The 23,908-nt window shown below is 41.8% G+C and carries 19 protein-coding genes and 1 pseudogene; 4 read left to right on the top strand and 16 right to left on the bottom strand.

What is annotated here, in order from left to right:
* Positions 1 to 25: 25 nt before the first annotated feature.
* From G399_RS0118680 to G399_RS23050, 9 genes are all read right to left on the bottom strand, one after another.
* Complete coding sequence (locus G399_RS0118680; RefSeq protein ID WP_006014533.1) at positions 26 to 664, bottom strand: CDP-alcohol phosphatidyltransferase family protein; 639 nt, start codon at positions 662 to 664, stop codon at positions 26 to 28.
* A 2-nt stretch (positions 665 to 666) separates the two neighbouring features.
* On the bottom strand, positions 667 to 1,320 hold the full coding sequence (locus G399_RS0118675) for an ATP-binding cassette domain-containing protein (RefSeq protein ID WP_006014531.1): 654 nt from the start codon (positions 1,318 to 1,320) through the stop codon (positions 667 to 669).
* 3 nt (positions 1,321 to 1,323) lie between these two features.
* The gene (locus G399_RS0118670) at positions 1,324 to 3,030 is read right to left on the bottom strand and encodes an ABC transporter permease (protein WP_006014529.1); all 1,707 of its coding nucleotides are present in this window, start codon (positions 3,028 to 3,030) and stop codon (positions 1,324 to 1,326) included.
* Entirely contained in the window at positions 3,027 to 4,280 is a 1,254-nt protein-coding gene (locus G399_RS0118665; RefSeq protein WP_026843884.1) for an ABC transporter substrate-binding protein, read from the bottom strand. The genes G399_RS0118670 and G399_RS0118665 overlap by 4 nt, the downstream gene beginning before the upstream one ends.
* Before the next feature lie 12 nt (positions 4,281 to 4,292).
* Complete coding sequence (locus G399_RS0118660) at positions 4,293 to 5,132, bottom strand: DUF547 domain-containing protein (protein ID WP_006014523.1); 840 nt, start codon at positions 5,130 to 5,132, stop codon at positions 4,293 to 4,295.
* Positions 5,133 to 5,136: 4 nt separating this feature from the next.
* Complete coding sequence (locus G399_RS0118655; protein WP_006014521.1) at positions 5,137 to 7,290, bottom strand: FAD-dependent oxidoreductase; 2,154 nt, start codon at positions 7,288 to 7,290, stop codon at positions 5,137 to 5,139.
* 12 nt (positions 7,291 to 7,302) lie between these two features.
* Positions 7,303 to 9,669, bottom strand: coding sequence for a TonB-dependent receptor (locus G399_RS0118650; protein WP_006014519.1), 2,367 nt, complete (start codon positions 9,667 to 9,669; stop codon positions 7,303 to 7,305).
* Between the two features lie 340 nt (positions 9,670 to 10,009).
* A complete protein-coding gene (locus tag G399_RS0118645; RefSeq protein WP_006014517.1) occupies positions 10,010 to 10,762 on the bottom strand; it encodes a DUF1499 domain-containing protein in 753 nt (250 codons plus the stop codon).
* A 91-nt stretch (positions 10,763 to 10,853) separates the two neighbouring features.
* A complete protein-coding gene (locus tag G399_RS23050) occupies positions 10,854 to 10,991 on the bottom strand; it encodes a DUF418 domain-containing protein (RefSeq protein ID WP_081585850.1) in 138 nt (45 codons plus the stop codon).
* A 156-nt stretch (positions 10,992 to 11,147) separates the two neighbouring features.
* Between G399_RS23050 and G399_RS0118640 the strand changes: the two genes are divergently transcribed.
* Entirely contained in the window at positions 11,148 to 12,032 is an 885-nt protein-coding gene (locus G399_RS0118640) for a ZIP family metal transporter (RefSeq protein WP_006014512.1), read from the top strand.
* An 860-nt stretch (positions 12,033 to 12,892) separates the two neighbouring features.
* Here the strand turns inward: G399_RS0118640 and G399_RS0118620 are convergent.
* The 3 genes from G399_RS0118620 to G399_RS22135 all read right to left on the bottom strand — a co-directional run bounded on the left by G399_RS0118620 (position 12,893) and on the right by G399_RS22135 (position 15,171).
* A complete protein-coding gene (locus G399_RS0118620; RefSeq protein ID WP_006014505.1) occupies positions 12,893 to 13,372 on the bottom strand; it encodes a hypothetical protein in 480 nt (159 codons plus the stop codon).
* A gap of 886 nt (positions 13,373 to 14,258) precedes the next feature.
* On the bottom strand, positions 14,259 to 14,999 hold the full coding sequence (locus G399_RS0118615) for a pteridine reductase (RefSeq protein ID WP_006014502.1): 741 nt from the start codon (positions 14,997 to 14,999) through the stop codon (positions 14,259 to 14,261).
* 13 nt (positions 15,000 to 15,012) lie between these two features.
* Positions 15,013 to 15,171 (bottom strand): hypothetical protein, encoded by a 159-nt coding sequence (locus tag G399_RS22135; protein WP_006014499.1) that lies wholly within the window; start codon positions 15,169 to 15,171, stop codon positions 15,013 to 15,015.
* A 144-nt stretch (positions 15,172 to 15,315) separates the two neighbouring features.
* On the opposite strand from G399_RS22135, the gene G399_RS0118605 reads away from it, so the two are divergent.
* Entirely contained in the window at positions 15,316 to 15,918 is a 603-nt protein-coding gene (locus tag G399_RS0118605; protein WP_034897704.1) for a superoxide dismutase family protein, read from the top strand.
* 401 nt (positions 15,919 to 16,319) lie between these two features.
* On the opposite strand, the gene G399_RS0118600 is transcribed toward G399_RS0118605, so the two are convergent.
* Together G399_RS0118600 and G399_RS0118595 are read right to left on the bottom strand one after the other, a co-directional pair.
* On the bottom strand, positions 16,320 to 17,402 hold the full coding sequence (locus G399_RS0118600) for an ice-binding family protein (RefSeq protein ID WP_006014494.1): 1,083 nt from the start codon (positions 17,400 to 17,402) through the stop codon (positions 16,320 to 16,322).
* Between the two features lie 419 nt (positions 17,403 to 17,821).
* Positions 17,822 to 18,586: a sulfite exporter TauE/SafE family protein gene (locus tag G399_RS0118595; RefSeq protein WP_006014493.1), complete on the bottom strand. Its 765-nt coding sequence runs from the start codon at positions 18,584 to 18,586 to the stop codon at positions 17,822 to 17,824.
* Between the two features lie 574 nt (positions 18,587 to 19,160).
* Between G399_RS0118595 and G399_RS0118590 the strand changes: the two genes are divergently transcribed.
* A complete protein-coding gene (locus G399_RS0118590) occupies positions 19,161 to 21,458 on the top strand; it encodes an aminotransferase class V-fold PLP-dependent enzyme (protein WP_006014490.1) in 2,298 nt (765 codons plus the stop codon).
* 592 nt (positions 21,459 to 22,050) lie between these two features.
* Here the strand turns inward: G399_RS0118590 and G399_RS0118580 are convergent.
* Both G399_RS0118580 and G399_RS0118575 read right to left on the bottom strand, forming a co-directional pair.
* The gene (locus G399_RS0118580; protein WP_026843882.1) at positions 22,051 to 22,338 is read right to left on the bottom strand and encodes a type II toxin-antitoxin system RelE family toxin; all 288 of its coding nucleotides are present in this window, start codon (positions 22,336 to 22,338) and stop codon (positions 22,051 to 22,053) included.
* Positions 22,325 to 22,573, bottom strand: coding sequence for a type II toxin-antitoxin system Phd/YefM family antitoxin (locus G399_RS0118575; RefSeq protein ID WP_006014485.1), 249 nt, complete (start codon positions 22,571 to 22,573; stop codon positions 22,325 to 22,327). The genes G399_RS0118580 and G399_RS0118575 overlap by 14 nt, the downstream gene beginning before the upstream one ends.
* Before the next feature lie 267 nt (positions 22,574 to 22,840).
* Between G399_RS0118575 and G399_RS23045 the strand changes: the two are divergent.
* Positions 22,841 to 23,475: pseudogene (locus G399_RS23045) on the top strand (IS6 family transposase).
* Positions 23,476 to 23,908 lie beyond the last annotated feature (433 nt).

Genomic DNA, 23,908 nt, shown 5'->3' with positions numbered 1-23,908 from the left:
GCAAATGTGTTCAACCTGAAACATCTCATTCGTCGTGCGGTGCCTTCAAATCTTGCTCTTTCAAGGTATAATAACCACCGTAAATTCGCGTGAATACGGTGATACTTGCCGCAATTGCAAACCCGTAGGCTAACCATGGAAAATGTTCTGGCCAGATGCAAAAGGCGATAAAAATTAGAATGGTTTCTGTGCCTTCGGTTAAACCATGTAGATAATAAAAACTTTTGTATTCAAATTGAGGCTTAATTAACTGGTATTTTTCTGCCGGTATAGCAAAGGCTAAGAAGCTCGATCCTGTTCCAATAAAAACGGCTAATAAAATAGCGGCTGGCAGCGCATTTTGAGCCGTGTCTCCAAGTGCAAAGCCAACTGGCACCGCCGCATAAAAAAGAAAGTCTAAGCAGATATCTAAAAACCCGCCTGCGCTGCTGCTAGATCCTTGATACCGTGCAAGAGCACCGTCTAATCCATCTAAGATCCGATTACACAAAATGACGGTTAAGGCCAAATACCACCATTGCAAAGCTAAAAATGGGACTGCCAACAAACCAACGGCAAAGCCGGTGAACGTTAACTGATTTGGCGTTACCTTAGTACGGTCTAGAAGCTTAACCAAGGGCATTAATAACACTTTTACCGCTGGCGTAATTCTTGCGTCTAACATTGTTAAGCGCTCCTTGTATTTGACAAATTAATCACCTTACCTGCTGCGGCGTCTGCGTCACTTTGATCATGGGTAACCAATATAGCGGTCAAACCGCGCTGGCGTATTTGTTCAAATACGAGTTCTCTTGTTGCTTGCCTAAGTTGACTGTCGAGCTTGCTAAAAGGCTCATCTAGCAAAATTACCCGTGGCTCGTTCAACAATACTCGCAGCAGTGCAACACGCGCTTGTTGGCCACCTGATAGGCTTTTAGGTGCTCGCATTTCCATACCGGATAAGTTAACTGAGGCCAATGCCTTTGATATACGCTCTTTTTTGCTGTTCGATTTTGAAGCCTGCATGCCAAATTCGATGTTGCCTGCGACTGTAAGATGATTGAACAGCAACGGATCTTGAAAAAGAAGCGCAATTTGTCGCAAATGACTGGGAGTTTGGCTTATATCTTGGCCACCTAGCAATAGTTTCCCTTCTGCTGTAAATGCAGGATATAGCATTCCCGATAGCCAACTTAGTAAAGTCGATTTGCCGCTTCCTGATGGCCCCATGATGGTCAATATTTCACCCGCCAATAGGCTTGTGTCTAGCGTAAATAAAAGTGACTCATTTTTGTAAATACATAAGTTTTGAATGCTTAACATGTTGTTTGCTGGATCCATCGCTTAACACCTTGGACGAAAAAAAAGTTTAGGGATCAGCCAAGCAAGTATAAATCCGAAGGCTGGCAGCAGAAGCTGTATTATGACATAGACCGCGCTTATACGCCTACTGGCACCGCTTGCAATAGCCACAGCTTCGGTGGTTAGGGTATTTATACGTCCGCCACCTAGTAATAATGTTGGCAGATACTGACTGAAACTAATGGCAAGTCCAAGCGCACTAGAAAATAAGATAGGCGGCATTAATTGAGGCAGTTTTACCGAATAAAACACGCTCCATGGCGAACAGCCTAAAGACGCCGCCACCTTTGCATAGCGCAAATCGAGCTTGCGATAACTTGTGGCTAAAGACAAAAACACGTATGGCATAACAAATAGTAAATGGCCGACCACCACCATGCTAAATACGGCATTAACACCAATGATTTCTTTAACCCATACAATGCCAAATAAAAAAGCGATACTGGGTACTAACAAAGGTAAATAAATCATTAGACTAGCAACAGAACTTAGCTGTGTACGGCGTTGTTGTTCTGCCTCTAATGTGAATAAAGCAAGGAATAAAGCAATACCGGTGGCAGCAAGAGCGACTAAAATTGTGTCGTTGATAATTTCTGGTAATTGCTGTAAAGCGCTTTGCCAGTGCAGAGTAACTAATTGATCGGGATACGCTTTTGGAAAAGACCAATAGCCAGCAAACGACCAAAGCACTAAGCCAATCAATGCCAAAACGATGGCAAAAAGCACTAGAAGCGTTATGCAATGAGTTAGGAATTTCCAAGTCATATCAGCATACGTTCTGCGTCCATTTATCAACCTAGATAAACAAAATCGTTTAACGCATTGTTCTAATAACCACCAAGTAAATAATACACACAAGGTTAGTATAACTTGCACTAGCGCGCCTGCCGAGGCTTGGATCCTTAAGTGCAAGTCAACATCGTTAAACCACTGCATAATGGCAACTGCCAGAGTGGGTGGCGTATTTGGACCTAAGATTAACGGGATTTCTATGCTGGCGCTAGAATAAGCCAAAATAGCAAAGATAGGTAAGCGCATAAAAGGATAAAGGATAGGTAAAACGGCTTTGCAAAAGCTGGTAAAAGGGTAATAGCCAAGGCTAAGCGCGACTTTGTATTGCCCCTCAATAGTTTGTTTAATTTCTTTTTGCTGCATGGCGGCCATTGCCATTAACAAAATGAAAGGTAGTTCCTTTAAAGTAAGCCCTAAAATGATGCTAAAACCGAGGGGGTCGTTTGGTAAAAGTATATCTGGTGGTAATTCAGCACCGCTTAGCCATGGCGAAAATAAACGCATGATCAAGCCAGATGGCGCAATTAGAAATCCAATAGCAATAGCTGCTGCCGCATGAGGAATAACCAATATTGGCCCTAAAAGTTTTTGAATGTGTCCTAGCAGTTTACTGTCGAAGTAATTCCCCAGTATTAAAATACTTAAAATGACCGCAAAAAATGTACTAATGAAGCTAGTTGAAAAACTTAAGGTTAGCATTGTGACGAAACCAGGGGTTTGAAATAGAGCCTTAAAACCTCTGAAGTCAACGCTATCTTCGCCAAGTGCAGGTAACCAACCAAATGCCGGCAGTATAACGCCTAATAAGCCGGCGACAACAGGTACTAGCAGCAGTGTTATTAGAATGCTCGGAGTTAGCTTTACCCAGCGTGTAAAAAGCGATGTGTCGACTATCATTGCTTTGCACCGTATCGTTTTTCCCATTCTTTGGAAATTACTGCGCTCCACTGTGGATGAGGTTCACTCAAAGATGGACTCGTATCCGACTCAGGCAAGGCGCTTGGATGCTGTTTAGGCGAGCTAAACAGCAATTGTTTATCGGGCGCTAGTAAGCTTAAATCTACCACAGTCCGGTCACCCCAATTACTTGGCTGCTGCTTTTTTGCTTGTGCTTCTATGCTCATTAAAAAATTAGCGACTACTTTTGCGCCAGCCTTATGCTTGGCGTTAACCGGTATAGTGACAAAATGCACATTGCTTAAACTACCGTCTTTCATTGCATAACTTCGAATGCTAAGAGGTAAGTCAAAACGGTCGACGGCACCGGGTATGTCAGAAGCAGAAAAAGTAAAGCCTAGGTCAAGCTCGCTGTCACCAACTAAGCGCCTAATGCTTGTGCCATCGCTTACAAAGTATCGACCTTGACGCCACAATTGTGGGTGAAGCTGATCTAAAAATGCCCATAAAGATGATAATAATTGGCGTTCACTTTGCGGTGTTGGTGCTGCATATAGCTGCTCATAAACGCCTGCATCCTGCTGCTGGTTGAGTATTATTAATGCATATTTTAAAAAGCTCAAACCTAAAAAATCAGGCGGTTTAGCATAGGTAAAGCGCCCTGGGTTAAGCTTACTCCAAGTTAATAGTTGTTGCAGAGTTGTTGGCGGCGTTGATATGGACGCATTATTGTAATAGAAGGTCAGTGCGGCTCTTCCCCAAGGTGCTTCCATACCGTTTGTCGGCATACCAAAATCCATCGTCATGGCGGGGTTTTGATCTGGATTGGTCAGGAAAAAATTGGGTAGGTTGCCAACCCAGTTGGCTTCAAGCAAATTGTTTGTTGCCATAGTCGCAAAATTTAGGCCGTTTATCCATAAAAGGTCAACCTGTCCTGCGCTGATATTTCCCGCTGACATTTCTGCAAGCACGCGGCTCACAGCATCACTGGTTTGCGCCAGTTTGACGTGCTCTAAATTGATGCCGTATTTGTTATCAACTCTTTTTGCAATCCATTGGAGATAACGGTTAACTTGAGGATCGCCGCCCCAAGCATAAAAATAAACGCTTTCGTCGCGAGCGTCTTGGAGTGTCTGCTGCCAAGCTGTTTTTTCTGAATACGTCTGTGCGTTAATAAACGGACAAACCAAGAGTAGTGTCCAAATTAACCAGCGCCTTAACCTAAAAGCTTTATTTTTTATGATGGGCAAGCGATATCCAGCCTATTTTTTCACATCGTTTAACTGCCAATTATAGTCTGAGTAAGTGATTGTCATCTTTTTATTCTTCAATTTAGCCCTTTGCTCGGCAGTCAAGTCGAGTGACTCAGGATACAATAGTAAAAATGACTCAACGCTATTTGCTCCTCTGAACTCTTTTTCAAAATCGCCTTTGTACCATTTGAATATTGACGACAAATACAGTTGCTTATCCTGCACATAGTTTCGGCTTTTATCGGATAAGAACCTTTGCGTTTGCTGTTCCAACTGGGTGTCAAGCTGGTCAGCATCGTAAGCCTCTTCACGCAGCGCTGGGCAGCCTATACTAGCGCAATTGACAGCGAAATGAATACGCGGCTCTTTATATTTATTGCCGCCTCTGATGAGTTCGTGCTCTATGTCATCAAGACTATAAGTATGCCCTAGTAAAGTAATAAAAGACCTTTCCCAAGGCGACCGAAAGAAGCTACCTAAATCTCTAATGGATTTAACATCAGGATACTCAGTTAAAATAAGTTCTACTGTCCATGCGTTATAAGCATTTATTAAAAACGCTAATTGCTTGGCATCACTCCACTGACTGAAGTCTGAGAGACTGATTTGTTCGAGCTCGTTAAGATAAGCCTTTAGCTGACTTCGTTGTGCTAAAAAACCGGTGTAATCTACTGCGGTACTATGGCCCTGATTGATTGGAATTACGTGCTCAGCTAACAAGGTATTCCAGCTTTCATGGAGCGTTTTTGCTTCAACTAAAGGGGTAAAAATGGCGTGTAAAATAATGCTCGCTATTGCATAGCCTTTTACTCGCGAAGTTGTTACCGTCGGACCTCTCAATGTGTGCATATCATTATCTTCTTATGAACGTATGGTACTTCTCGAGTAATCTGAGCACTGCTTCGGGAGCATGCGCCCGTTTCCATTCACCAGCAGCAGATTTATTAGCCTCAGCCCAGGTCGGATAGCTATGAATGGTACCCAAGATTTTTTCAAGACCAAGACCGTGTTTCATGGCTAAAACAAATTCAGCTATTAAGTCGCCAGCATGCTCTGAAATGACCGTCACTCCTAAGATTTTGTCTTTGCCTTTTGACGTAATTACTTTTATAAAGCCTTTGTTTGCGCTTTCGGTAATGGCCCTGTCGAGCTCTTCAAAGTCATAACGCGTTACCTCATACTCAATTTGTTGTTGAATGGCTTCTTGCTCATTAATACCTACTCGGGCAACTTCAGGGTCGATGAATGTAACCCATGGGATTACGCGATAATCGACCTTAAACTTTTTAAAATTCCCAAATAGACTGTTAACCGCTGCATACCAACCTTGATGAGCTGCAACATGCGTAAACTGATAAGGTCCAACAATATCGCCAGCAGCTAAAATATTCGGGTATTTGGTTTCTAAAAATTCATTAGTACTAATTGTACGACCGCTTTCAATACCCAAAACATCCAAACCGTAACCTTCTAGACGAGCGGCGCGGCCAACTGCACAAATCAACTGATCGTATTCTATCGAAAGTTCTTTTTGATCGTGCTTCACGATGATGAATCTTTTGCCATCATGTTGCTCAAAGCGCAATGCTTCGTGCTCGGTTAACACATTCACACCGCTGTCCTGAAGGCTTTGCATGGCGAAGTCAGAAACCTCTTCGTCTTCTTTTGTCATTATACGTTTGGCAAGTTCAATCTGGGAAACTTCAGAGCCTAATCGGGCAAATGCTTGTGCAAGTTCACAGCCAATAGGACCGCCACCCAGCACCACCAGTTTTTTAGGAGCCTCTTGCAGTTTTGCAAACTCTGTCCACATGGTGTCGCTGGTAACATAAGCAGAATCATCAATGCCCGGTAACGGCGGTACAAAGGGGCGTGCGCCTGCAGCAATAACGATATTACGGGCGCTTAAGCGTTGTTTACTACCATCATTTAAAGCAATTTCTACGGTCCAAGGATCGACAAAGCTAGCATATCCTTTAATAACTTCTACGCCTAGCTTAGTATAGCGTTCAACGCTGTCATGCGGGGCTATTTGAGCAACAATATCGTGCACGCGCTGCATGACCTTAGCAAATGAAAAGCTCACTTTGGCCTCGTCGAAGCCGTATTTTTCTGCTTGCTGGAATTGGCTGAGTACTTTTGCACTCTTAATGATGGCTTTACTGGGCACGCAGCCGTAGTTTAAGCAATCGCCCCCCATTTCGCCAGCTTCAATCAACGTCACTTTGGCTTTCACGGCGGCGGCAATATAACTCGTCACTAAACCGCCCGCACCCGCGCCAATCACAATTAAATTGCGGTCGAAACTTTTTGGTTTGTTCCAATCTTTATACACCCGCTGTTTTTTTATTATGTTAATAATCGTTTTGGCTATTAGTGGGAAAATACCCAACAAAACAAAGGAAAGGATAAGGTCGAACGATAAGATACCTTGCAAGCTATCGAGTTGAGCAAGCTGCGTGCCTGCGTTTACATACACAAGAGTACCGGCCAGCATGCCTATTTGACTGACCCAATAAAAGGTCCATGATTTAATTGAGGTTAAGCCCATTAGCAGGTTAATTAAAAAGAACGGAAAGAGGGGGACTAGGCGCAGTGTAAACAAATAGAAAGGGCCTTGTGAAGCCATGCCTTTATCTATCGAAGATAAGCGTTCAGGAAATTTTCTTTTTATGGTCTCTCTTAATATATAGCGAGATACTAAGAAGGCTAATAATGCACCGACGCTTGAAGCGAAAGAGGCGAGCAGCAGACCTTCAACTAATCCAAATAGCGCACCAGCAGTGATGGTCAGTATGGCCGCGCCAGGTAATGAAAGCGCGGTAACTATAACATATATAAAGAAGAAACCGCCTAATACTAAGACAGGAGAAGCATCGCGCCATTGCCTGAAGTCGTCAATGGAGCTCTTAAGACCTTCCAAAGTGAGGTAGGTATTCAAATTGAAATAGAAAAAGCTTGCGATTAAAGCCGCTAAAACGACGACTACGGTAATTTTTTTAAACATGTTGTTACTTCCTTAAAATGAGTAGGTCAGCTTCACTTCGCCATGAATGGGCAGTTCTGGAAAGACTAATGTTGAGCCAAAAAATCCGCCTTCGAAAACCGGTCGCCAATTTTTTTCATTGGTAATATTAGTAAGTGCAAAACGAAGGGCTAACCGCTCACTAAACATATAACGAGTATTCACATTGAGGGTAACCTGATCGCGGATCATCACCGTTGCTAAAAAATCTAAGGGGTAACTCTTTGTGTAGATGCCCGAGAAACCTATGGTCCAGTGCTCTTTGATGTTAACACCTGCGCTTAACCCTAAGCTTTGCTGCGGGATCCCTTGTAGCCGATTAGTTGATTCTGGAAATGGCGTGAAGTTAGGCGAGCCTAAGGCCGTTCCTTGAATAATATCAGGGCGGGAGTTGTCAAAAGCATCGGCTACCTGTCGAGATTCTTGGCTTGCTCCGCTGTTGTCGTAACGCACATCTACGTAAGTATATCCGGCGTTGAGCCAAAAGCGCTCGGCGCTATAAAAGGCTTGCACTTCTAAACCTGTTGAACGAATTCCTGTGTTGCTGCCATCTCGGTTTCTCTGGCTTCTCTTTTGATTAAACCAAGCGCCATCTATATACCATCCGCTGTCGTCGGGTGCATACTTTAGACCCACTTCAAATAAACTATTATCGGTGGCAAAATTTAGCTCGCTAATGGTGTTATCACCACTCAAGGTATTGCCTCCTGCCATGCTGTTTGAAGTGGCTTCATTGTAACTGGTGGCAAGATATGAGGTTAACGAAGGAGTAATAGTGTAAGTCACGCTAATTTGCCTAGAGAGCAGCATATCATTAATACTGTCGTAAGCAGCAATTTGTCCCCGCGGCGCAATGGGGTCTTGGGCGTTAACATCGTAATAATCAAGTCGCAAGCCGATACTTGTGCTGAGGTCGTCAGTCCATTTGCTGTCGTGCTGCACGGCCAAACCGGTTTGTAAGCTGCTTGAATCAGTGGTGTCTGATAGGGAAAAGTCACCCATGCCGTCACCATTAATATCGTATTGCCCACCGGGCGAAACAAATACACCAGGACGTAGCTCGACTAAGCGGTCTTGTTGTGTATTTGTCAGTGGGATGCGCCGGTTTGTGATAGGGCCAGTTAGGTCGATTGGAGCATCGGCTTCTGTGGTAAATTGACTATAGCCAAGTACACTATTATAGCGAACATCAATTGCCAATATGCTTTGTTGATTGTCGTTCCAACTGTATGCTAATTCGGTGCGGTTTTGCGCAGTTTTAGCAGCATCAATAATTTCTACAAAACTATTTTGGGCAATTCCTTCACGCTCAAGGTGTTGATAATAGGTGGTGTTTTTTAGGTTTATTCTATCGTTAAGTTGACGTCGGTAGATGCTGTGCATTAAGAAGGTTGTCGCATTGTTGATATTATCTGGGTCTGTGAATACTCGACTTCTGTCGATGACAATTTGCGCCGTCGGTGAGATGATTGCGCCAGCGCCAGGAATGAAGCTGCCGTTAGCTTGAACGCCTTGGCCTGTGATATACAAGCCATTATCAATCAGATTTTGGGTAGGTCGATTTATACCTGCGTTGTCAGTAAACTGCACATCATAATATTCAAAGTTAATATTCCAGCTGCTGTCGGAGTCTGGCACGAATAGAAGTGCTCCATACAAGCTGTCGCTTTGATATGAGCTGAAATCATAAAAGTCACCATTGTCGATACGCTCATAGCTTAGCCGCAAGCCGCTTTTATTTTTAACTAACACCATTGACGTATCTATTTGGGCGCGATAACTATCCCATCTGCCTGCTGAAACAGAAAATTGACTGTCTTGTTCGGTGATTGATGCTCGTTTAGACTGTAAATTAACAAACCCACCGTTGCGTTGACTGGTGCCAAATAATACTGGAGGTGGTCCTTTTACAACGTCAATTTGTTCAATTGCGTTGAATGATAGCGGCACACCAAAGCCATTGTTACCTGCTTGACGTCTCACGCCGTCTTGCAGTAATTCGCCTAATTGTCCTCTGATTGTTGGTAGGCTAGGAGCGCCAAAACCTGTCGCAGCATAAGTATTTGGGCTAACGGCTAAAATATCTTGCAAGGTCGTGATATTCAGTGCTTCCATCATTTGAGCCGAGATGGGGGTTATTGAACGTGGAATATCTTCGATGGTTAAGCCATCGCCAAAAGGTCCATTGATTAAAGCCTCTTTAGGTGACATTAAACTCGCATTAGACCCGCTATCAGTGACCTTAATAACTTCAATTGACGCTTCTGTTGTTTGCTGAGCCGCGACTGTAAAACAAAAAAGTGAAAGCAGGATAGATAGCGCAACAAGCGAGTGGCGCGGTGTAGACGAATTTCGTCGCATATTTGATAAATCCATGTAATTAGTTAAAACAGTATCAATACGCTGTCTGACATTAAGTGATCATAGACAAACAGTGTTGCTGCAGGCAGTAGCTTGGCTTAGTAGACCCTTATTAGGAAATTATTCTTTCAAATAATTATAAAACGACCTATCGTTTTTACCCAAACTGCCCGATAACGCTTCTGTTAGTTGCAATTTTGCATAAATGTCAGCTCTGTATGAATATCACCCGTGTTGAAGTTGAGCCAAACGTCAAGACGATCTTAATGTTAGGGCCGCACTGATTACCTTGTTGCAAATGACTTGTTTTGATCTACACCCGCTATTTGCAGATGCATTTTTAGCTATTGAATTGGTCTATAAAGCGTTGAATTCTTTTCGCATTGGCGCCCAAATCACTCTGACCAATCCTCGACACTGAGCGCAAATCGATATATGTAGCATCTGGCGTTTGCGAATTTGACCGCAGTCTAATAACGATGTCATCCTTAAATTGCCATAAAGTGGTTGTTTGTGTCGCTTCGATGATGCCCTCATTGGCTTGATTTTTATTGACGGTTTTCCCACCTATGTTTTTATTGACGATGTCCCAACCTAAACTATCGGCGACAAAAACAGCTTTATCAAAGGCGTTAGCTATGTCGATATTTGCGGTAATTGTTTTAATATCTGGGTATGCATTTCTCTGAATTTCACCTAGATTGCCGTTCTCAATAGTATATGCCAGAGGATTCGTGCCTGCGCCGCGAAGATCAACAATTGCGCGAAACTGAGGAGGGTCGACAATATCAGTAGAAATGTTATGAATTGCGGGTACCGAACTTGCGACAAATACCTGAGAACCCAAGCCTACAATTGGAATTACACTTATTGCTACCGCTATCATGGCGCTTCGACTGCTCGTTGGTTTAGAGCGCCGATGCACAAAAAACAGAACAAGGCCGACTAAAAGCACCGCAACTGCCAAATAAAAAGAATAGTTTAAAATCTTAAAACTTGTTCCAAATTCGTATAGACCCAGTCTAAATCCGACCAGCGCAAGTGGAAATCCTAACGCACTTAGCACTGCAAACCAGTTAAGTAATTTACTCATATCGTTTATGACCACTTATTAGTTGATTATTACAGGAGAACTTAAAACATACATTACCACTAAAGCAGTGCAATAAGAACATAGATGGTATCTAGCAAAGATAAAATATAGTCACGCCAACGGCTGTTTGTAATAGATAGTTAATTAACGCTATTTTGCCTGTACAGGTAAAAAGTGACGTAAATGACGCCCTGTTTCCAAGCCAATACAGACAATGCAGCGTATGCAAAACCTAAGGAAAATACTGAAAATGTATAAGCTGTCATTCTAAGGAAACCGGTAAAGTTGCCAGGACCAGCAAAATCAGACCCTGTTGAATCGATCAGGTATGTGGTTTATTCTTGTTACATGCACATCCGCGATACTATCAACCTAAGGTGAGTTTATGGCATTGCGATATTGGTTAGTTCTGGCGATTCTTATCGGTGGTTTCGTCGCGTTGTTGCCCGGCATATACTCGCGCTTAGCGGCGAATGACCCGCACATGACGGGCGCGCTGCTAGGTGGCATGCTTGCCGCTGCGGCAACTGCGCTGGGTACGATCCCAGCGCTTTTAACGCGCCAGCTTTCGCAGCGCTTTATCGATACGCTAATGGGGTTTGGCGCGGGAGTGATGCTGGCAGCAACGTCGTTTTCATTGATTATACCGGCACTGGATACTGCTGCTGATCAGGGTGCAGGCTCCTGGCTGGCTGGGGGCATTGTTGGCGGTGGCATCATACTGGGCGCTCTGGGTTTGCTTATGATTGAGCGGTTTGTGCCGCATGAGCATTTTGTGAAAGGCCTTGAAGGTGGCGCCCGATCTGAAGTCAATATCGAGCAGGCAACAAAGCTCAAGCGGGTTTGGCTTTTTGTCACGGCAATCGTGTTGCACAACTTTCCTGAAGGCATGGCGATTGGTGTTTCATTTGCCGGGCCGGATCTGGTGGGTGCAAAAGCCCTAGCGGTGGGTATTGCGATACAGGATATTCCCGAAGGCTTTGTGGTGGCTTTGGCCTTGATGAGCGTTGGTTACAGTAAAGGCGCAGCCCTTGGCGTTGGTGTTTTTTCTGGTTTAGTGGAGCCTATTGCGGCCGTGTTGGGCGTCGCATTGATCGGCCTTTCGACTCATCTTCTGCCTTGGGGATTGGCAATTGCGGCAGGTGCTATGCTGTTTGTGATCAGTCATGAAATGATCCCCGAATCCCATCGCGCCGGGCATGAAAGCTGGGCAACGGGTGGGCTTATAATTGGATTTGTGCTGATGATGCTTCTTGATACAGCGCTTTGAGCGCCTAGCGTTCGATCTGCATTGCTATGGTCAATTAGCTAACATCTCTGGTTTTTCGCTTCACGCGGGCACTAAGTGCATCGCCAAGACTCAAGCTTACTTAACTTTATCGTTTATACAAATGGCATAGTTATTACAGATAAAATGCCGGGTTTGAATCGATTTTAGATCAAACTTTCCATCTTCTTTAAGGCCTTGAGTAAAGGTTGCCATCTTACTGTTGAACGGGTTAAGTAGGGCTTGTTTTTCAGCCTTTGGTAAAAAGCGCAGCACTGCTTTTGGCAGCCTAACGGTGACTCCTGTTTCTTTGGCATCTTTTTGGACGAGTCGTTTACGGTAAATATTAACCGCTTCTTGTTTGGGAATAGACTTTACATTTGGGTCTAAAAAATTACTGGCACTTACTTATGTTTCCAAATACAACAAGCCTTCTTCGCCAAACGCCTACATGTTTTTTACTAGCATCTCCGCAATAATATGAGGGTTAGCGGTCAATTGATTAAGTCTTGGCCAGTGCAAAAATTAACTCGGGCTTTGACGTTCCTTTAAAGTGAACATATAACTCAGCTTTTGGCTTTTTTTCAATAAGAATATCCATGGTATTTCGATTGACTGCAAGTGTCAGCGTTGCTGGTGCAAATTCAATACCTTTAAATACAATTATTGTTAAGCCCGCAGTGCAGGGCAGTCGCAAAACTCAAAGATTTAAATATGTAAAAACTAGTCAATAAAGTCACTAAATTAGATCGATTTTGCACTAATAATGTGCGCAAATGTACTTCAAATACTATTCTGCTGGTTTTTATATCAGAGCCTCAACGCGTAACTAACAAGCAACAAAAAGCTTTTTTGGTCCTTTTTTAACAACTTGTTAGGCATTTATATGGATATATAAAGTTTGTTAAAAAACCAGAATATGCCCAAAGTAAAGTACCTATGATAGTCAACGTTACACCGATTGACTCAATTTTGAGGACTTTTTTGGCTGTGTTCTTCATTAGCGCTTCATTGTCCTCACTAACTTCAGGAATTGATAGATTAACTCCTCTTGCTGTTGGAAGCTCAGACATTATCCCATCTCCAGATTTTGGGAATATTGAAGCTACATAATACTGAACCTCTTCATCTGTTTTTGGCACTGAATGACTGACTGTCAGTAATACACCAAATATAGTTGTGACACCACCGGATGCAGCTAACCAATCAAAATCTTTTAGGATTATTGAAGTAAACAAAGAGCATACATTAAATAAAACGATACCTACCACAGTCACTGAATAGTGTTTTGCTATTCTATTCAATACGCGCAGTGATAAAGGAACAATTATCTTATCCGTCACAGAAACTCCAAACTTTAAATAATGCATAACGAGGCTGCAGATCCACTCGTTTTGAATTTGTTTTATTAGACTTCAAACGATATCTGAGTTCACCTTTTGGTTCAATTTATTATGTTGAATTTAATTCAACATAATAAATGGGGGATCAGTATTCTGTTAAGGGCGCTTAGCTATCTTTATTGAAGTTATAAAGGGTATTTAATCAATATTCGTTTGTTGAATCGCATATAAAAAACATTCAGAAATTCGAAGGAATGGTACACAGCTCAGATAAGTCGCAGACGGTTGCTGATGCTTAACAAAGGGCTTGCGTAATTGATAGCGTGATTAGGTCACAGAGAGGGGCTTTATGCCACTTTTGGCAAAGTTCACTTTTAGACGATCTAATGGCAGCACTGCTCGATTTGGCCCTTACCCTCAAGTAGAAGCGGTGCGCGACATAACAGACACCATCGCAGAGCGAATAACTACTTTGGGAATCTTCTGATGGTGATTTACTCACTGCCAACAGCCAAACCGAGTTGGCTGCAGCAAAATCTGCACTTTCCTAACCCCAGCGAAGCGGATTACATTTATCAACGATGGCGCCTGTGGCGTCATCGATATCCCTGACATATATTTTAATGCGGTATCAAGTTCCAAGAATTCACCCGCAACTTAAGTAGGCGACAGTTAAGGTTTGCTCTTTCCTGACTTGTCACCTCCGTCCTCATCCTTAGTGTCCTCATTAATGAGACGCACCACAACCTTCCATTGCGACTATCGATTGCTTCACTCTCGCTAGGATACTATAAAGCCTATCAAACAACGGCAACAGAATTTAACTTAGATGAAAAAGATATGTGGCTGGCTAAGATTTGATGGCATGAAAACGCGACTCTATAGTTTAAGCGCCTGCAGTTCTGCCGCCGTCTACTGATATAATTTGCCCGCTAATATAAGGTGCATTTGTCGCCAAGAATAATGCTGTATTGGCAATGTCTGACGCTTCTCCAGTTCTAGCTAATGGTATTTTGGCGAGTATAGTCGTCTGGTCAGGCATGGCCAAATCGCCTTCGCTGGGCTGCAGAATAGCACCCGGTGAGACGCCATTAACGCGTACATTTGGCGCCAACTCTAGCGCTAGCGATTGGGTCATCATACTAAGCCCCGCTTTAGCCATGCAGTAAATGGTGTGATTAGTTAGGGCTTTTTCACTATAAATATCGACAATATTAATGATGCATCCCTTGGTTTTCTGCAAGTATGGAGCGCAAGCCTGTGATAAGAAAAACGGTGCTTTCATATTACTGCTAATTAAGTCGTTCCAATGCTGTTCTGTAGCAGTGCCTATTTTCGTTGGATAAAAACTCGACGCGTTATTAATTAGCGTATCGATTTTGCCAAAGCGTTGGACTGTATCAGTTGCTAGTTTTTCTATTTCATTTAACTGATCTAAATCAGCAGCGAAAATTTCGCAGGAGTTTGCGCGGATATTGTTGAGTCTTTCTGCTAGTAATAGGGCGGGTGCTTTTGATTGACGATAGTGCAGCGCAATATCGTAGCCATTATCGTGGAATATTTGTGCAGTTTCGGCCCCTAGTCTTTTAGCTGCGCCAGTAATAAGTAATGTGGGGTTGTTTGACATTATGTTATCCATATTAATTTTCAGCTGAGTCACTAACGTGTGTTTTCTTTAGATCTCCAATAGCATCGACCTGGTCACTGCGACGCTCTTCGCCAAATACATTACCTTTTAATCCAAGACCCACCAATTGTTTCGGTGAAACTACTTGATAGACCTTGAGAGTAAACGACATTCCTGATCTATTCAACGGGTATAGATTTTGTTGGATTTGAGGTTAATGAACTGAATATTGCGAGTTATCAACCTTGGCGTGATAACATAGGACTGCATGCTAGTCTTGCAATTATATTTACAATTATTTCAATGGAGATCTTTTATGACATATATAAAAACTGCGCTTATTCTAAGTTCTGCTTGCACAATATTAGCTTGTACTCCGTCCGCTCCGCCTGAGGCTGATCCCTCGGAGACTGATGCGATGTCACAGGTTGAAGTTATGCCTGATTCAACTGAAATGCCAGAGGCTGAAGCATTTGTACGCGACATTCAAATGGCAGATGGCACAACCTTAGGTTCTGTTTCTTTAACCGACTTAGCTGAAGGCGGAATACAGGTAACCATAAGCATAAGCGGTTTAGACGGTGCAGGAACCCACGCGATGCATTTTCATGAAAAAGGCCTGTGCGAAGCGCCCGGCTTCACGTCTTCAGGGGGGCACTTCAATCCAACTAACGTTTCCCATGGCACAATGTCACCAGATGGTCCTCATGCGGGTGACATGATGAACATTGAAGTTACAAGTGATGGTACGGGCACGCTTACTGTAGTTAATGAACGTGTTTCTATCAGGGGCGATTATGGTCTTCCTGCTTTGATTGATGACGACGGTGCGGCTCTCATCATCCATGAAAAGGCAGATGATTTTACAACACAGCCAACTGGCGCTGCTGGCGGACGTATCGGTTGCGCGGTGCTTTAAAAAACAGTGCATATGTGCAATGTTTTGCACATATGCTATCTATAATAAAAAATCGCTCAAAACAATTAACATGTTAGCGGCGTTTAAATAATTGGTTTAAATTCGGCGAGCAATTTTCCTGTGTTCAAATAGTATCAAAAGCTGGGGAAGAAATGTCCATCATTCTTCGCTGTTTTAATTTATCAGTTGAAGATACGCAGTCGCCCTGGTTCGCTATATGTGTTCATGGCTGCAGACATTGTTCAATTACGCTGGACTGGCAGAGTTAGTCAAAACGATAAATTAGTGGCGAAGAGCTCGCATCTTTTTGAGTTGGGATCAAAAGGAACCATAAGCCCGCTGCACAGATTAGGTTTATGGTTCCTTTTAATTACGCTAGGAGGGTAGATTAACATATAAATTTATAAACTTTTTTGTCTGTAAGTAGCTATTAAACCGATTAGGGTAACACTATATAACCAGAGTGAACTAGGCTCAGGCAAGTTAACGACGGTGGGTTCAAAGGTACTAGTGCAACCTACTGCGCCAATAGTATTCCTTGCGCCAAATCCGACTTTCTGTTGCCCTGAAGCTGCTCCACCACAAGAATTGCCCACACCAAAAATAGTGGTGTCAGCTCCCGTACCAATATAGCCACGTGCAAAAACAAAGCCCCTAATACTGACACCTGCGGCCGCTTGCATATATCCAGCTGTGCCAGTTACGTCGCCTAATACATTCCAAATAACTTTACTGTTATCCGTAAAATTCACCAGCTTTACAGTTGCACCGCTCGCAAAATCTAGATAATTATGGACATTAAAAAGAAAATCACCCTTTTTATTTTCACCATCAAGGATGAGAGTCCTACCAGCCCTTATCGTTAGATAATTTAGACTATCATAGATACCAGAAGTGAGCGTTCTGTTAGTTTCACCGAATGTAATATCGAGTGCTGTCGAGTTTCCTACTCCCAGCAATCTCAGCGTTTCTTGTACGACCCTAAGTTGATCTCCTTGTTCTGTGACTGAGGGTGGCACATAGTCAGGGTCATTCGCAAGGAAGTCAGAAACGGAATTGTTTGTTACAGCAGAAGCGCCTAATTGAAATTTACCTCCGGCTTCAATATTACCTTCAACAATAGAAGAACCGCCAGTATTTGTAGTGGTTCCACTATAAATATTACCTTCTACTACCGATCCCACACCGGTGTCGACAGAAGTTCCAGCCTTAATATAACCACCTACGCTGGAGCCGGCGCCAGTTAGCACGACAGTACCAGCCTGCACATTACCGCCCACGATTGAATTTATGCCAATCGTAATTGGGCTTGCGCCCTGCATATTGCCTCCGACATCCGTATCTTGGCCCAAAGTGACACCAAAATGGGCATAGATTGATTGACCATTTAGGTCTGCATCCAACAATACAGGTATAATTCCAGCTTGTGCATTAAACATTACAGGAAGGATAGTTACCATTAGTAATTTGTTTATATGTTTCATATTTTTTACCTCTATTTATTAAATTATTTTTTACCTAGGAAGACCGAGGTTTCATTTTATTTTACAAACAGCAGCTCTCAGGTTTTTAATTATTTGTGTCAGCGTTCTTATTTTTCATTTATAACATCTATAAAGATTTTATATTAAACGCCTAAAAGTAGAGTAAGCATAAAGTATGCCTTAATAAAAGTGGTGGGTAACCCGCTGATTTTTATCACTAATAATTTACGATTTTACTTTTTTTCGTGTAGTGCAAATAAAATTTTTGGATTTTTGTGAAATGCGAAGCAAATTGCAATAATAGCCCGACAGGCGGAGAGAAATGATGCATATCTGTTAATTTACAACCAAAACTGGTCCATTGAGCGTTAAGTTTTACGTGCAAATTAACAGTTTATGCATACTGATGGCGTATTTCGCTAAGTTAGAAACTTAGGAACCGTTTTTATCAATATAAAAGTAGCCATAAAAATTAAAAAGAAACCGAAAAAACGTTTTAGTTTTTGCTGAGGGAGCACACCAGCAACTGCGTTACCTAAGAACGAACCAGCTATTCCTACACCTGAAATTAGATAAATAGTATTCCAATCCAAAGATAAATTTTGCGCTGCTAAGACATCCACGTACTTATAAAATCCTGCAAATGACTTTAAAGAGACTATCATCAAGCTAGTTGCCACGGCACGGCGCATGCTCAAACCGCCCATAATAACGAGTGCTGGGACAATCAAAAAACCACCGCCCACACCAACAATACCTGTAATTACGCCTACGGCAAAGCCATCCAAGATAATTTTAAATCGGGGGCGAGTGACGTTGGAGGTTTGAACCACTTCCTTTGCATTGAGCATTTTATATGAGGCGATAAGCATAATAATGGCGAACAACGTTAACTGAGCAATGCCGGGGATATACTGAGTAGTAAAAGCGCCTAAGTAAGTCCCTATTATGCCGGGAATGCCAAACCAGATGACATTTTGCCAATCAATTAACTTTTTGTATATATTTGGAATTGTACCCACTAGTGCTATGGTGCCTACGATAGCGAGTGAGCCCGCGATGGCTACTTTTTCTTCCTGCCCAACAAAATAAATCAGCACCGGAACTGTTAAAATGGAACCTCCAGAACCTAACACTCCTAAACTTAAGCCAATTGCTAATGCGCCTAATAACGCTAAAATCATAATACGGAACCTCGATCTTGATTGGATTTTGTCACTAATGAAGTAACTTTCAAAATTTTTAAAAATTAGTTCTTGAGAACTTAGCATATGTTTACCATCCACTGTCATTAAAGTGTTCGAAAAATGTAGGTTTATCTGATACTTATTTATATGTTTGATTTAGGCAGATAGACAGTCTTGTAGACTACTTTGATGATGAACTTCACGTTGTTAAGTAATGTTCATTTCAGAGATGAATCCGGTCCTCTAAATTCTTTCTTTAGGTCTTATCCCGCTATTGCGCAATATTAGCTAATTAGTAAGCTTCTTTTGAACATTCAATAATCAAAAAACTAAGATTACAATGCTGTAGCGCGATGATTCTCTTTTAACTTTTACCCGGAGTTATTTGCAACTATGGAAGTATTTTCTAAATAATGCAGATTTATTGAAATAAAATGTCAATATATTGCGAGAAGGAAGACAAATAAGAAAAAAACACTACGTCATATGTGGAAAGATCAAAGGATGTTAAGCGTTGTTAATGGTGACTCTTTCAGCAGAGACCGTTAACAAAATAATTTAAGAGAATGTCATGATTAATTTATCCAGAGGACCACAGCAGCCGTTAAGTGTAATTTACCTAGATGCCAACGCCACAACTGAAGTTTTACCGCAGGCATCATCAGCGGCCTTATTGGCAATGGAAACCTTGTTTGGTAATCCTAGTAGTTCTCATATTACTGGGCTTCAAGCAAAACAAGTAATAGATAATACGCGTAAACAAGCTAAGAAAGTCATTGGGGCAGAAAATGGCAATCTTATATTTACCAGTGGTGCAACGGAAGGTATTCAGACCGCAATTTTGTCAGCGTTACGTCATGCTAAAAACACCCTAGATAAAACCAAGAAATATTCGCTTTTATATGGTGCAACCGAACATAAAGCAGTACCTGAGTCACTTATACATTGGAACGAAATTCTTGAAATAAACGCCGACATTAAAGCTATTCCAGTGGATGAGAGAGGCCAACTAGATTTGGATTTTATTGCGAAAGAGGTACCTAATGCATTGATGATTTGCACTATGGCGGTCAATAACGAAACAGGTGTTTATCAAAACATCAATCTCCTAGACCAAACCATCCGCTTCCACAATCCAAATACTTTATGGTTGGTAGATTGTGTTCAAGCATTGGGTAAACAAGACCTCGACCTAGCAAAGACAAGTATCGACTACGCACCCTTTAGTGGTCATAAACTTTATGCGCCTAAGGGCATTGGTTTTATGTACATCAAAGAAAATTCGCCATTTACTTCTTTTATCGCCGGAGGTGGACAAGAAAGTGGTTTACGCTCAGGTACGGAAAATTTACCAGGCATAGCAGCTTTAAACGTTATATTTAATGTGCTCCTGGGCGAAAGTGAATATAAATTTACGCCACTAAAAACACTTCATTTATTTCGTCAGCAATTAGTGGCAACGTTAGTGCGAGCATTTCCAAATATCGTTTTTAATCATAGTTTTGAAAATTCAGTACCGACCACTATTAATTTTTCTATCCCTAGATTTACTTCAAAAGAAGTCATGGATTTATTTGACGCAGCGAGCATACGCGTTAGCTCCGGGTCTGCTTGTAGTTCCACAGTTACTCGCAGTTTTGTATTGGACGCGATGGGATTGCCTGCTTGGCAAAGTGAGTCCGCTATTAGAATGTCATTTGGCCCTGCAATAACTCAAGAACAAATTATTGATGCTTGCACACGAATAGTCTTTGCAGCTGAAGCCTTAGGTCAAAGTTGCTTAACACTGGACTCAAACATCATAGCTGATGGAGCTGAACTAGAAGGTCTGCTGCAGTTTAAAGTCGCTGGCAGCTGCAGTTGGTTATATATCGACAAACAAACTAAATCAGCCATTTTTATCGATCCCCTACCTGAATTAGTGAAACGTTTACAAACATTGCTTACTTGTAGAGGACTCACTTTAACCGCAGTAATCGACACTCATGGCCACGCAGATCATGAATCCTGTCGTGGCGTAATCGCTAAAAAGTTTTTAGCCGTTCAAAAGACTAATGCTCTGGGATGGCCAATAAGTGCGCAAGTAATAACAATTCATGGAAAACAGTACCAATACATTACTGTTGGCGCCAAATGGTTAATTAAAGTGCCTACACCGGGGCATACCAATGACAGTATTAGTCTTCTACTTTGCGAACCAATCAGAACATCAACAGAAAGACTAATTGTTCATTATGCGTTTTGTGGAGACCTGATTTTAATGGATAGTCTCGGCCGAACGAACTTTACGACGAGCAGTGCGCCGTCGATGTATACAAGTTTACAATTATTAAAAACGCTTATAGGGAACGAGAGCCTAGTTTGCCCTAGTCATGATTATAACAACGAATTTGCCACTAGTATTGCAGCTGAAACAACACGCAATACACTACTGACTCAAGTGGTTAATAATGAAATTAATAGTGAAGAGTTTTCATTCCAAAAGTCAATAATGGATACTCAGATTCTCGACGAGACAGGAAGTGAAATTATGTGTGGCGCCCTATTTGACCATTGTCATAAAACATTAGTGGTTGAATATGACAGCAATAGCTTAGTCGATGCAATAAAGCAGTCGGATAAAATTCAATTAATTGATGTTCGTGAAGCTCACGAATATGCATTGCAACATGATGAAAAATTCGCAATAAATGTTCCCTTAAATCGATTAGTTCAATTTGCCCGAGAACATCAACAAGATAAACAAGTGCAATTCGTGCTTGCCTGCCGCAGTGGCAGTCGTTCTCAATTGGCTGCACAAGCATTGGGTCGCTTAGGTTTTGAACATGTAGGGCATTTAAAAGGCGGATACGCTTTACATCAATACTAATTTCAATTAAATAACCGCGCTTTCTGCAAAAATTATTTAATTAAAAAGTCTGGTTTTGTTCTATATTTTTTCTTTATCGTGTATACGTTTATTACATGTGGATTTTCGGAGATTTTATTTTAATTTTCTAAATCTATAATTGGTTATGTGTATATTACTATGGCAATACTTACCGATTAGGTGGTTTTATCATGAATAAACTTAAGCAACGTGCACCTTTCAAAGATAGGTCTCGTGTCCATAATGCGACAATGCCGTTTGACTTTGTAATTTTGCCAACGTTTTTATGGTTTATAAACAACAAGATTTTGCAGCTACTGAATTTAAAACTAAGTACTTGAAAGGAAGGGTGGTGGACGCTACTGCCGGCTCGCTACGAAGTAGTTGAACCAGTGACCCTCGCCTTATAAGGGCTTGAAAATAGTCATAATCGAAAAAAGCTTAATATCATTGAAATTCACGCCTTAGCTGAAGTGTGTAGGACATGATTGTTTTAATAGCTTTATTATTGTTTAAAAAAACAAAATTCGTGGATTAAATTAGTTCTACAAAAGCGGTAATCTTAAAAAGCGCTCGTTTTAAATATACAAAATCAAATACGTTTTATTGCGGCCTTATAGACTGCGTTCCTGTCGCGTTTTCCAACTGAGACAACAGATACCACAAGTTCGGTGTCTCTAACTTGATAAACCAAGCGATAACCAGCACTCCTCAACTTGATTTTATAGCAGTCATCCAATCCGCTCAATTTCGCTGATCCAATTTTAGGATTCAAAAGCCTCTCTTTCAGCTTTTTTTTGAACTGCAAACGCACCGTGTTATCAAGTTTGTACCACTCTTTCTGGGCATCACTCTTAAAAACTAGCCTATAGGTCTTCAATGTTGACCTCGACTTCCTCTTGACCTAGCCTTTGCTTAACTATTTCCGCAAGTTCGATATCTTCAAGTCTGTCGAGTAAAGCCTCGTAAGCTTTTGCTGGGATGCAATAGAAAGCGGGCTGATTTCTGTTTAATACAGCCACTGGAAAACCATCTGCCTGATCAATCACTCCCATAGGATTTTTTTTGAGTTCAGAAATACTTGTAGAATTTTCGGTTAGTATTGAACGTATCATAATTTTACCTTTATAAATTACTTGGAGACCATATTATAGTCTCTAAACTGGTTTTTTCAAGGGGAAGCATTGTTTACGTTCTATTCGCAAATCGAATTAACCGGTAACTTTGACTTATTCTGCTTAGTGAAAATTCTAAAATGTGCGTTGAGTACCTCTATTTTAGGTAATCAATCATGCTCTTCATGGTCTAGATTTTAAATGGCTGAATCAAGGGTTATTCTAGAAGTTTTCTCCGATTGATCCTTTATAAAGGTACTGTCATACATGGTCTCCTCCAGTATTGCAGTTTGGCTGTACCATCGATTTACACTTAGCTTCAGAGATGTTGAAGAATTATTGGCAGCCAGAGGGATCAATGTAAGTTACGAGACCGTTAGAAATTAGTGCATAAAGGTTGGTAACCAATATTCTAATCGGCTCAGGAAGAAGCGCGGTCAACTCGGCGATATGTGGTACTTGGATGAGGTATCTATTAAGATCAGTGGTGTTTTGCACTACCTTTGGCGAGCAGTCGATCAAGATGGCGATGAGCTGGACATTCTCGTTCAAAAACGCAGAAACAAAAAGACCGCAATGAAGTTCTTTAAAAAGTTATTGAAGGGCCAGCAGGCAACGCCATTAAAGTTAGGCACCGATAAATTGCGCAGCTATTCGGCTGCGAGAAGGGAAGTTATGCCCAGCGTTGCTCATTCAACCCAACATACGAAAACAATCGCTGTGAATTGTCTCACCAGCCGGGTAGACAACAAAAACGGCAAATGCGGCGTTTTAAATCACAAGGCCAAGCACAACGATTTCTATTGTGTCATGGCATTGTAAATAATCTGTTTAGGCTTGGCCGCCATAAAATGCAAGCCGATAATTACAGGATACTGCGAGAACGAGCCTTTAGTGAATGAACTAGGGCTAGTTGCGTCCAGAATTTGGCATGAGCTACCGAAAATTTGTTCTAATCATCTTAATTCGATAAGTTGATAATGCCATAACGGGTGCAATAATAGAGTAACCTCATAAATTATAAAAATCTCTTGTGCACTATTTTAGTCCAACTGATGATATTAACTAAAACAGCTTTGCCCCACGGGAGATTCTTTTTAGGCCACGTTTGACGCGAGATACAGAAGATTAGTCATTTCCGATTGTCCCACAAAAGTCCCACAAAAAACCCACTGGCGCCCCACAGACTTTTTCGTGCTTAATATTTGAACAGAGATTTGAAGCTAAGTGCTTGAAAAGAAAGGTGGTGGACGCTACTGACGGCTCGCTACGAAGTAGTTGAACCATGGGTTGGCGTATTTCATCGTGCATTCCAAAAAGTGGTGGACGCTACTG

Source organism: Brumicola pallidula DSM 14239 = ACAM 615 (assembly GCF_000428905.1).
GTDB classification, from domain to species: Bacteria; Pseudomonadota; Gammaproteobacteria; order Enterobacterales; family Alteromonadaceae; genus Glaciecola; species Glaciecola pallidula.
The sequence above is the reverse complement of the archived record's forward strand: the minus strand, read 5'-3'. Positions and strand labels throughout refer to the sequence as shown.